This window comes from Streptomyces sp. NPDC047043, from assembly GCF_040644055.1.
Lineage (GTDB): Bacteria > Actinomycetota > Actinomycetes > Streptomycetales > Streptomycetaceae > Streptomyces.
The window spans coordinates 1-10,351 of record NZ_JBEYVO010000080.1 but is presented as its reverse complement, the minus strand read 5'-3'; the positions used below and the strand labels follow the sequence as shown (position 1 = coordinate 10,351).

At 71.3% G+C, this 10,351-nt stretch carries 11 protein-coding genes and 1 pseudogene; 10 read left to right on the top strand and 2 right to left on the bottom strand.

The genetic code is table 11. From position 1 onward, the window contains the following. The 6 genes from ABZ880_RS54145 to ABZ880_RS54120 form a co-directional block, all read left to right on the top strand. Positions 1–95: SDR family oxidoreductase (locus ABZ880_RS54145; protein ID WP_361279336.1), on the top strand; the 95-nt coding region annotated here is incomplete at its 5' end. Further along, positions 92–721 (top strand): bifunctional 4-hydroxy-2-oxoglutarate aldolase/2-dehydro-3-deoxy-phosphogluconate aldolase, encoded by a 630-nt coding sequence (eda, locus tag ABZ880_RS54140; RefSeq protein WP_361279334.1) that lies wholly within the window; start codon positions 92–94, stop codon positions 719–721. The genes ABZ880_RS54145 and eda, both read left to right, overlap by 4 nt. Further along, a complete protein-coding gene (locus ABZ880_RS54135; protein ID WP_361279332.1) occupies positions 718–1,755 on the top strand; it encodes a sugar kinase in 1,038 nt (345 codons plus the stop codon). Before eda ends, ABZ880_RS54135 begins: the two co-directional genes overlap by 4 nt. Positions 1,756–1,791: 36 nt before the next feature. Continuing rightward, positions 1,792–2,772, top strand: a complete 981-nt coding sequence (locus ABZ880_RS54130; protein ID WP_361279330.1) for an aldo/keto reductase — start codon at positions 1,792–1,794, stop codon at positions 2,770–2,772. Positions 2,773–2,795: 23 nt separating this feature from the next. After that, positions 2,796–3,542 carry a FadR/GntR family transcriptional regulator gene (locus tag ABZ880_RS54125; RefSeq protein WP_361279328.1) on the top strand — a complete coding sequence of 249 codons (747 nt, stop codon included), beginning with the start codon at positions 2,796–2,798 and terminating at the stop codon, positions 3,540–3,542. Positions 3,543–3,846: 304 nt separating this feature from the next. Continuing rightward, positions 3,847–4,002, top strand: coding sequence for a hypothetical protein (locus ABZ880_RS54120; protein WP_361279326.1), 156 nt, complete (start codon positions 3,847–3,849; stop codon positions 4,000–4,002). Between the two features lie 153 nt (positions 4,003–4,155). On the opposite strand, the gene ABZ880_RS54115 is transcribed toward ABZ880_RS54120, so the two are convergent. Together ABZ880_RS54115 and ABZ880_RS54110 are read right to left on the bottom strand one after the other, a co-directional pair. Continuing rightward, positions 4,156–5,613, bottom strand: a complete 1,458-nt coding sequence (locus ABZ880_RS54115; protein WP_361279324.1) for an MFS transporter — start codon at positions 5,611–5,613, stop codon at positions 4,156–4,158. Positions 5,614–5,766: 153 nt separating this feature from the next. Beyond that, complete coding sequence (locus ABZ880_RS54110) at positions 5,767–6,528, bottom strand: SDR family oxidoreductase (protein ID WP_361279322.1); 762 nt, start codon at positions 6,526–6,528, stop codon at positions 5,767–5,769. 168 nt (positions 6,529–6,696) lie between these two features. Between ABZ880_RS54110 and ABZ880_RS54105 the strand changes: the two genes are divergently transcribed. The 4 genes and pseudogenes from ABZ880_RS54105 to ABZ880_RS54090 form a co-directional block, all read left to right on the top strand. Further along, positions 6,697–7,275, top strand: a complete 579-nt coding sequence (locus ABZ880_RS54105) for a helix-turn-helix domain-containing protein (protein WP_361279319.1) — start codon at positions 6,697–6,699, stop codon at positions 7,273–7,275. A 695-nt stretch (positions 7,276–7,970) separates the two neighbouring features. Beyond that, positions 7,971–8,879, top strand: a complete 909-nt coding sequence (locus ABZ880_RS54100; protein WP_361279317.1) for a DUF6192 family protein — start codon at positions 7,971–7,973, stop codon at positions 8,877–8,879. 2 nt (positions 8,880–8,881) lie between these two features. After that, on the top strand, positions 8,882–9,292 hold the full coding sequence (locus tag ABZ880_RS54095; RefSeq protein WP_361279314.1) for a RacP protein: 411 nt from the start codon (positions 8,882–8,884) through the stop codon (positions 9,290–9,292). Positions 9,293–9,370: 78 nt separating this feature from the next. Further along, positions 9,371–10,186: pseudogene (locus tag ABZ880_RS54090) on the top strand (IS5 family transposase); the annotation flags it as partial. Between the last annotated feature and the right edge of the window lie 165 nt (positions 10,187–10,351).

Below are 10,351 nucleotides of genomic sequence, written 5' to 3'. Positions count from 1 at the left end.
ACCTCGCCGGCGCCACCGTCTTCCTCGCCTCCGACGCCGCCGCCTACGTCCACGGCACCATCCTGCCCGTCGACGGCGGATGGCTCGGCCGATGACCACACCCCTCACATCACTCCTGGCCGGTACCAGAGTCCTGCCGGTGCTGACCGTTCCCTCCGCCATGACAGCCACCCCGCTCGCCGCCGCGCTCGCCGAGGGCGGGGCCCGGTGCGCCGAGGTCACGTTCCGCACCGATGCCGCCGAGCAGGTCGTGAAGGCGATGGCGGCGCACGGCGGGCTGACCGTCGGCGCCGGCACGGTCCTCACCGCCGAGCAGGCGGAACGCGCGGTCGCGGCCGGTGCCCGATTCGTCGTCTCACCCGGGTTCGACGAGGAAGTCGTCGCGAAATGCCGGGAGTTGGAGGTGCCCGTCGTCCCGGGTGTCGCCACCGCGACCGAGCTGATGCGGGCCCTGCGGGCCGGGCTCGACACGGTGAAGCTGTTCCCGGCCGAACCGCTCGGCGGTCCGGACACCCTTCGGGCCCTCGCCGCGCCGTTCCCGCAGGCGCGGTTCGTGCCGACCGGCGGCATCGGCGTCGACCGGCTGGCCGACTATCTCGCCGAGCCCTCGGTCCTCGCCGTGGGCGGCAGCTGGCTGGCTCCCGTCGCCCTCCTGGAGCGCGGCGACTACGCGGAGATCCTGCGGCTGACCGCGCAGGCGGTCGAGAGGAGCACGCCGTGACCGACGTGGTGGCCCTCGGAGAGGTGATGCTCCGGTTCGACCCGGGTGAGGGCCGGATCCGCACCGCCCGCTCCTTCCAGGTGTGGGAGGGCGGCGGCGAGTACAACGTCGTCCGGGGACTGCGCCGCTGCTTCGGGCGCAGTACGGCCGTCGTGACCGCGCTGGCCGACAACGCGGTGGGCCGGCTGGTCGAGGACCTGATCCTGCAGGGCGGCGTCGGCACGTCCCTGGTCCGCTGGGTTCCCGGGGACGGCATCGGCCGTACCGCGCGCAACGGCCTGAACTTCGTGGAACGCGGCTTCGGCATCCGTGGCGCCCTGGGCGTCAGCGACCGGGCGAACACGGCGGTGTCCCAGCTGCGGAAGGGGGACGTCGACTGGGACGCCGTCTTCTCCGCGGGGGTGCGCTGGTTCCACACCGGGGGGATCTTCGCCGGGCTGTCCGACACCACCGTGGACGTCGCCGACGAGGCCATGGCGGCGGCCCGACGGCATGGGGTGACCGTGTCGTACGACCCCAACTACCGCCCCAGCGTGTGGGAGGGCCGGGGCGGCGCCGACCGGGCCCGTGAGGTCGATCTACGGCTTGCCCGGCACGCCGACGTCGTCGTGGGCGCCCTGGGCCTCGCGGGGAGTCATCCGGGGGCGGTGCGCGTCGGCGCGGACGAACTCCCCGACGCGCTCGCGGAGGTGTCCGGACTCCTCCCGCGGGCCGGGGTGTTGGCGACGACCCTGCGCGCGGTGCCCTCGGCGGGGGTGAACGACTGGTCCGCCGCCGCATGGTCGCCCGGTACCGGTTTCCTCACCGGCCCCCTGATGCCGGGCCTGCACGTCCTGGACCGCATCGGCTCCGGCGACGGATTCGCCGCCGGACTGATCCACGGTCTGCTCGCAGGGGAGAGCCTGGAGCGTGCCCTCGCCTACGGCACCGCGCACGGCGCCCTCACCATGACCACGCCCGGCGACGTCTCCATGGCCTCACTCGCCGAGGTGGAGGCGCTGATGGCCGGAGGCTCCGCGGCCGTCCGACGCTGAGCCGGGCACCGAACCACCCGAACCCTGGAGTAACCCTTGCAGCGCAGGAAGATCACGAGCACCCGGGTCGAGCTCACCGAACTCGGGTTCGGCGCCTCGGTCATCGGCAACCTGTACCGGGTCACCCCGGCCGAGGACGCGGCGTCGGCGGTCGAGGCCGCCTGGCATGCCGGTGTCCGTTACTTCGACACCGCGCCGCACTACGGCCTGGGACTGTCGGAGGCGCGACTGGGCGCGGCCCTGCGCCACCGTCCGCGGGACGAGTACGTCGTATCGTCCAAGGTCGGCCGCCTGCTGGTGCCCAACGAGAGCCCCAGGGGCGTCGACAGCGAGGGTTTCGTCGTCCGCGACGACCTGCGCCGGCAGTGGGACTTCAGCCGCGACGGCGTCCTGCGCTCCATCGAGGCCACCCTGGAGCGGACCGGCCTCGACCGGCTGGACGTGGTCTATCTGCACGATCCCGACGAGCACTGGAGGCAGGCCGCCGATGACGCCATGCCCGCCCTCGCGGACCTCCGCGACCAGGGGGTGATCGGCGCGATCGGCGCCGGTATGAACCAGTCGGCCATGCTCGCGCGCTTTCTGCGCGAGACCGCAGCCGACGTCGTCATGCTCGCCGGCCGCTACACCCTCCTCGACCAGTCCGCCCTCGACGACGTCCTGCCCGCCGCACACGAACACGGCAGGAGCGTCGTCGCGGTCGGCGTCTTCAACTCCGGACTCCTCGCCCGGGACCGCCCCGCCGAGGGCATGAAGTACGACTACCAGGACGCCCCGACGCACCTGGTCACGCGGGCACAGCGCATCGCGGAGGTGTGCGAGGAGCACGGGACGAGCCTCCCCGCCGCCGCGCTGACCTTCCCGTTCACCCACCCCAGTATCATCAACGTCACCCTCGGCATGCGGAATCCGGAACAGGTCATGCGAAACGTCGAGCTCCACCGGCGACGCGTCCCCACGGGGCTCTGGGACGATCTTCGGGCTCAGGGACTCATCAGGCCGGATGTGCCCGCGTAGCAGGCTCAGGGAAGGAGTTCGCCATGTCTCTCACCGACAGGGCAATCGAGCAGATCCGGGAACTGATCCGGACCGGAGCGCTGCCACCGGGCTCCAAACTGCCGCCCGAGCAGGAGCTGTCCGCGCAGCTCGGGCTGTCCCGCAACCTCGCCCGGGAAGCCGTCAAAGCGCTCGCCGTGGCCCGTGTGCTGGAGGTCCGGCGGGGCGACGGCACCTATGTCACCAGCCTCCAGCCGAGCCTGCTCCTTGAAGGGCTCGGGGGAGCGGTCGAGCTGATGCAGAGCGACAAGGGCGCGCTGCTGGACCTCATGGAGGTACGGCGGCTGCTCGAACCCCTCGCCACCGCCCTCGCCGCCACCCGGATCACCGAGGACGGTCTGGCCGAGGTCAAACGCCACCTCGACGCCATGCGGGAGGCCCGTGAGGATGTCGAGCGGCTGAACTCCCACGACGCGGCCTTCCACCGGGCCGTCGTCTCCGCCACGGGCAACGAATCGCTGCTCACCCTCCTCGAAGGCATCTCCGGCCGCACTCTCCGCGCCCGTATCTGGCGCGGCCTGGTCGACGACCAGGCCGCGGGGCGGACCCTCGCCGAGCACGAGGCGATCTACGCGGCCCTTTCAGCACGTGACTTCGCCCTCAGCCAGGCGGCGGCACTCCTGCACGTCAGCAACACCGAGGAGTGGCTGCGCGAGCACCTACGAACGGCAGCTTCCCTGGGAGACCACCCGGGCAGTGCCGAGGACGGAGCCGACCTCAAGGCATCCTGAACGGCGCGGCAGGCGAGGCCCGCTGTCGGCGGCGGACGGCCCGGTGCCGACCACGCGGCTGCTACGGGGACCCTTGAAACCCGAGTGGAACTTGACTTTAGATGGGGGGCCGCCATCGGGTGGTACCCCGCGACACGCGTCTGACCGGCCCGCGGCCGCACCATCGGGACGATGCGGCCCGGCCCAGAGCCGAGGAACCCCAAGTGAACACAGCCCCCCCCGCCACCCCGCTGCCGCCTGGGCCTCCCCGGGCCTGCTGGCCACCGGTCGACTGGCCACGCACGCGCTGGACCACCCGGACCGGGTGAGCCTGGACGGAACCTGGGAGTTCCAGTTGCTGCCGCACCCCGACGCGGCACCGGGGGAGTCCTGGGACACCATCGACGTCCCTGGGGCCTGGACCCTGCAGGACAAGGGTGACCTCCCGCACTACACCAACATCGTGAGTGCCTGTTCCTGAGGCCGACATGACAGAGCTGCGGTGTGATTGGTCGGTGAACGGTTCGTTGGATCTGGCCGCCTGGCCGCCTGGCCGCCTGGCCGCCTGGCCGTGGGCGGACGGCGGCGAGCCGGCTTCCCACGATGGTGGGAAGCCGGCTCGCCGGGTGGTGCTTCAGTTGGTTTTGGCGTGGGCCGGTCGGTGGGAGCGCAGGATGAGTGCTGCCAGGGCGGCGGCCAGCAGTGTGAATGCTGCGGTGGTCAGGAATGCGGCGCGGGCGCCGGGGACGAACTGGCCGGGGACGGCTCCGGCGGCGTAGACCGAGACGACGACGGCGAGTCCGATGGCGCCGCCCAGCTGCTGGACCGTCTGGAGCAGGCCGGAGGCCGATCCGGCGTGCTGCGGTGCGACCCCGCCCATCACCAGGGAGGCGGCCGGCATGAAGGTCAGTCCGGCCGAGACGCCGTTGAGCAGCAGGGGGCCGAGGACCGCGCTGGCGTAGCCGCTGGTCGTGTCGATGTTGCTGAGCCAGACGTAGCTGGCGGTCAGGCCCAGGGTGCCGGTGATCAGCAGCGGCTTCTGTCCGAAGCGGGCCACCAGCTTGGGGGCGGTGCGTGCCATGGCGAAGATGCCCAGCGTCATCGGCAAGAACGCGGCACCGGCGGCGATGGGGCCGAAGTGCAGCACACGCTGGACGTACTGCACGACCAGGAAGAACGTGGCGATCTGGGAGCCGAAGACCAGGGTGGTGACGGCGAGAGCGCTCAGGCGGCGTCGGTCGCGCAGCAGGGCGGGCACCAGCATCGGGTTGGTGACCCGGCGTTCGGTGACGGCCAGTGCGGCCAGGAGCACGGCGCCGGCTGTGAGAGAGCCGATGGTCTGTGCGGAGGTCCAGCCGTGCTCGGGTGCGCCGGTCAGTGCCCAGACGATGGCGACGGCCGCGCCGGTGGCGCTCAGTGCGCCGATGAGGTCGAAGCGGCCGGGGTTGCGCGGGGTTTCGGCGACGAAGCGCGGGGCGAGGGCGAGTACGGCGATGCCGATGGGGACGTTGATGAACAGCGTCCAGCGCCAGGAGCCGACTTCGGTGACCACGCCGCCCAGGAGGAGACCGAGGGTGCTGCCGCCGATGCCGACGGCGGCGAACAGGGCCAGGGCCCGGTTGCGTGCCGCGTCGTCGCGGGCGCTCGTGGTGACCAGGGCGAGCACGCCGGGTGCGGCGAGGGCCGCTCCAATGCCCTGTGCCGCGCGGGCGGCGATCAGCAGGGCGGCGCTCTGGGCGAAGCCGCCGATCAGGGAGGAGGCGGTGAAGATGCTCAGGCCGATGAGGAAGACGCGCAGCCGGCCGTAGGTGTCTCCGAGCCGGCCGCCCATCAGCATCAGGCCGCCGAAGGCGAGGGTGTAGGCGTTGACGATCCAGGACAGGGCGGACGGGCCAAGGCCAAGGCCGAGACCGGTGCCGATGCTGGGCAGGGCCACGTTGACGATGGTGCCGTCGAGGGTGAGCATCAGCTGCCCGACCAGCACGATCATGATGCCGAACGCCGCGCGGCGGCTGCCCCGTTGCGGCGTGGCAGGCGATTGGGCGGACGGAGTCGGCGGTAGGGCGGCAGGGATGCGCTGCGTTGTGGACATGGCGGGGTTCCTGTTCTGGCCTTCGGGGGCCGACAGAGTGTGAGCGGTGTGCGGGGCGGCGCTCGCGCCTGGCCCCGACGGAGAGGGGTGATCGCGGGCGCCTGCGCGCCCGGCGGGCCCGGTTGCCGGGCGCGCGTGCCACGGCGTGGCTGCTCAGACCTGGGCCATGCCGCCGTCGGCGAAGAGTTCGACGCCGGTGATGAAGCTGGAGGCGTCGCTGGAGAGGAAGGCCACGGCCTTGCCCATCTCGCGGGGGTCGGCGATCCGGCCGGTGGGGTTGCCTTCGCCCATCTTCTGGACCGCGGCCGGGACGGCGTCGGCGCCCTGCGCCATCGCCAGGGCGCGTCGCAGGGACTCGGTGTCCACGGCGCCGGGGCTGAGGACGTTCATGCGGATACCGGTGCCCTTGATGTCCTGGATCCAGGACCGGACGAAGGCGCGCACCGCGGCCTTGGCGCCGCCGTACAGGCCCATGCCGGCCGGGGGCTGGATGGAGGCGGTCGAGCCGATGATGACGACCGTGCCGCCGGCCGGCAGCAGCGGGATCGCCGGCTGGACGGTGAACAGGACGCCCTTGGCGTTGACGTTGAAGGTCCGCTCGAACTGCTCCTCGGTGATCTCGCCGAGTGGGGCGTGCGCGCCGATGCCGGCGTTGGCCACGACCGCATCGAGACGTCCGTGCCGCGCGATGACCTCCTGGTACACCGCCTCCATGTCCGCGAGCCGGGTGACATCGGCGACGATGCCCGAACAGTTCGCCCCGACCGTGGCGACCGCCTCGTCCAGGGGCTTTTGCTGCAGGTCGGTGATGACCACACGGGCGCCCTGGTCCACGAACTCCTGGGCGATCCCCAGGCCGACGCCGGACGCGCCACCGGTAACCACGGCGACCTTGCCTTCAAGCGGGAGACTCATCGTTTTCTCCTTGCGATTGGGTGCGCCCGCACCCTGCGGACGGCGGCGGGATGTGCTCTACACTCGGAAGTGGAGGCGTCGCCGCTTCCATGACTATAAGCGGGGTTGCCTCCACTTAGCAAGATGTGGAGGCACCTCCACTTAATTTCGATGAGGAAGGGACCCTCCGTGACCACAGACACCGGCCGACCGCTGCGGGCCGACGCGCGGCGCAACCGGGAGAAGATCCTCTCCGCAGCCGTACGCGTCTTCGCCGAAGAAGGGCTGGAGGCGCACCTTGAGCGCATCGCCAAGGAGGCGGGCGTGGGCTCGGGCACTCTCTACCGGAACTTCCCCACCCGTGAGGCGCTGATCGAGGCCGCCTACCGCAACGAACTGAGCCGGCTGTGCGAGGCCGCTTCCGAACTCCTAGCGGCCATGCCGCCACGCGAGGCGCTCCGCGCCTGGATGGGGCGCTTCATCGACTACGCCACCGCGAAACTGGGGATGGCCGAGGCCCTCCGCGCCGTCGTCGACTCCGGCGTCAACCCCTACGACCACAGCCGCGAGCTGATCATGACCGCCCTCACCTCGCTCATGGACGCCGCGACCGCCGCCGGGACCATACGCTCGGACGTCAGCCCGGCCGTCATGTTCGCCGCCCTCACCGGCGTCGCCCTCGCCTCAGGAAAGCCCGAGGAGCGCGAGCAGGCCGAACGCCTCCTCGACCTCACCCTCGACGGACTCAAGTACGGCACGGCGGACTGATGCCACCCCGGATGTGCCGACCGGCTCGCCTCCGTCCGAGCCCGCGACCGGGCCGGCGCTGACCGCCGGTCGTTTGCGGCTGGCGGTCAGGGTTCTCACCGGCAGCAGTCCGATCTGGGGCAGCGACTCGTTGAACGACCATCAGGGTCACGGGAGTTCATGGCCGCCGAGGGTGTCTGCTTCGTACGGTGAAGCGCATGGGCGGTGACAGGGTGCCCCGGCTGCGGTTGGTCGTCATTGCGGCCGACGAGGGCGGGCCGCGTTTGTGTCGTGGATGCGGTGATCCGTTGATGCCATCGGCGAAGGCGACGGCGGTGTTCTGTTCGTCGGCCTGCCGGTCGAGGAGCTGGCGCCGGGCGCGGCGGACGAGGGCACGGACCGAAGCGGTGACGGCCGGCGTGAGGGCCGAGTGCCCGCAGTGCGGGGCGCAGTGGACGGTCGGGGTCGACCGCCTCGTCTCGGCGGTCTACTGCTCTCCCGCCTGCCGCAAACGGGCCTGGCACGCGCGGCGCGCTCGGGCAGGCGGGGAGTGAGCCCGCACGCCGCCGGACCGTGGGGCCGCTTCGGGCGCCGGGTCCGTACGCTCTTCCCGCCGAGGGCGAGGCGGTCGGATCGTGCGAAGTGGAGGGTTTCCAGGGCGAGTTGACGGCACGGGTCAGGTGTCGTCCCCGGGGGCTCGTGGGGGTGGTGTCCGGATGACCGGGATGGTCGGCAGCGTGACCCGGCAGCGCTACGACGAGCTCGTGGAACTGGGCCGGGGCTGGGTCGCGGAGATGAGTGCCGTCCAGTGGCGGCTGGGGGACGCGGCCGGGGAGATCGAGCCGATGCGCGCCCACGGCGGCGTGAACCCGCCGGGGAGCGAGGAGTTGTTCACCGTCAGCGAGGCCCTGCGGATGTTCGCCGAGGACGTCGGCCTCGCCTACACGACGGTGCGGGACTACCGGTGGGTGGCCTCGCGCTGGCCCAAGGAGCACCGCCGCGCGGACGTCTCGCACACGATCCACAAGATCCTCGCGTCGATCCCGGACGAGAAGGAGAGGTTCGAGGCGGTCGCCAGCCCTCCGGCCCATCCGCGCGGGGGGCCTGCGCGGTGGACGCACGACAGCGCGAAGCGGATCGTGGGCTGGAAGGTCGACACCCCCGAGAGCGTCCAGGAGAAGGTGGACGCGATCCACGACCTGGCCGCCGACGACCAGGTCGCGGTGAAGGTGACGACGGACTTCCTGCGCCGGCCCGCGGTCGCCTCGAAGGCGATGGCCGACGACACCGCCCGGCACGCCGTGAACGAGGCGCAGTTCGACCGCTTCCGCCAGGAGGCCGCGTTCGTGCAGGACGAGGCGGCGCCGCTGCCCCAGCTGGCGCGGATGGAGCACAACGTCCAGTTCATGGACCTGGTCGCGGCCTGCACGCAGTTCGTCGTCACCGCCGGCAGGATCGTGCCGAACCTGCGCGGGACACCGTTCGACGACGCCGAACGCGAGACGGTCCTGCATGGCCTGTCCAGGGTGCGGGCGTCGGCCGACTGGATCGAGAACGCGGTCACCCGCGGCGAGGTCGACCTCGACGAGCAGCTCGCAAAGCTGCTGAAGGGCTCGGGCGAGTAGCCGTGGGGCGGGGCGTTCCCGCTCACGTCCACGCCGAAGCCATCCTGTCCGCCCTCCTGGAGGCCCGCCCCGCCGGCCTGACCGTTGTCCAGCTCATGGCGGCCACCGAGCGCACCCGCGCGCAGGTCCACACCGGCCTCGGTCATCTGCGCAAGGTCGCCGCCGCGAAGGGCCTGCCGCCGATCACCTGGGACAGGACCTGGGGCTACCGGATGCTGGACGACGCGCCGGAGATCTGGATCGGCTACGAGCGGGCGTTCTTCGAGTCCACCCACCACCGGATCGTCAACTTCATCGAGGGCATCCTCCTGGCGCACCGGAAGAACAAGCCCGACGACCCCTACATCCGCACGGTCATGGCGCAGATGGGCGCGATCGAGTCGACCCTGCACCTCCTTGCCAACCTGGAGTGACCTCATCCGAGGAAGGCGACGGGCCGCGACCGCCCCACAGTTGGCTCCCAGCACAGGCCGCGGCCCGCCACCCCCGTCATGTCCCTGGACTTGCCCCGCTACCGCTACCCGTCCGACACCAGCGACCTGGAATGGGCTCTCCTGGAACGGTTGTTGCCGGTTCCCGCTTGCCGGACCGCCAGGGGCGGTGCCCCGGAGAAGTGGCCCCGTCGGCGCGTCGTCGACGCGATCCGCTACATCACCGACAACGGCGCGAAGTGGCGGGCGCTGCCCGCCGACTTCGGCATCCCCTGGCGCACCGTGTTCGGCTACTTCGCCCGCTGGGCGAAGGCCGGCGTCCTGAGGCACGTCCTCGACCATCTCCGCCGACGACTGCGAATCCTGCGACGGCGGTGTCCCTGGCCGGTCCGCGTGATCGTCGACTCCCAGTCCGTCAAGGGCGCCGAGACCGTCTCGAAGGCGACTCGCGGCTACGACGCGAATAAGCACATAAACGGGAGGAAGCGCCATCTCCTGGTCGATCAGGACGGCCTCTTGGTCGATCTACTCGTCACGCCAGCCGACGTCACGGACCGGGACGCGGCCCGCATCCTCCTCACCCGCCTGCACACTGAGCATCCCGAGATCGTGCTCGTCTGGGCCGACAACGGCTACGGCGGCGAGGAGTTCGCCACCTGGGCACAGGGCACCCTCGGCATCACCGTCAAGGTCGTCTCCCGCCCCAAGGACGCCAAAGGTTTCGTCCTGTTGCCGAAACGCTGGGTGGTCGAGCGGTCGAATTCGTGGACGATGCGGGCCCGCCGCAACGCGAGGGACTACGAGCGCCTCATGTCCCACGCCGAGGCCCACATCCAGTGGGCGTTCATCACCCTCATGAGCCGCCGCCTCACCCGCCGAAACCGCCGCGTCGAGGCCGTCCCGGCCCCTCTCGCGACAGCAGCCTGACGATCTACAACTGCCGTGGGGGGGGGGGGGGCTGGACGACCCACCCCACCGCCAACCACAACAAAAAAAAAACAAACAACCCCCCCAACCACCAGAAGATGATTTTATAACACC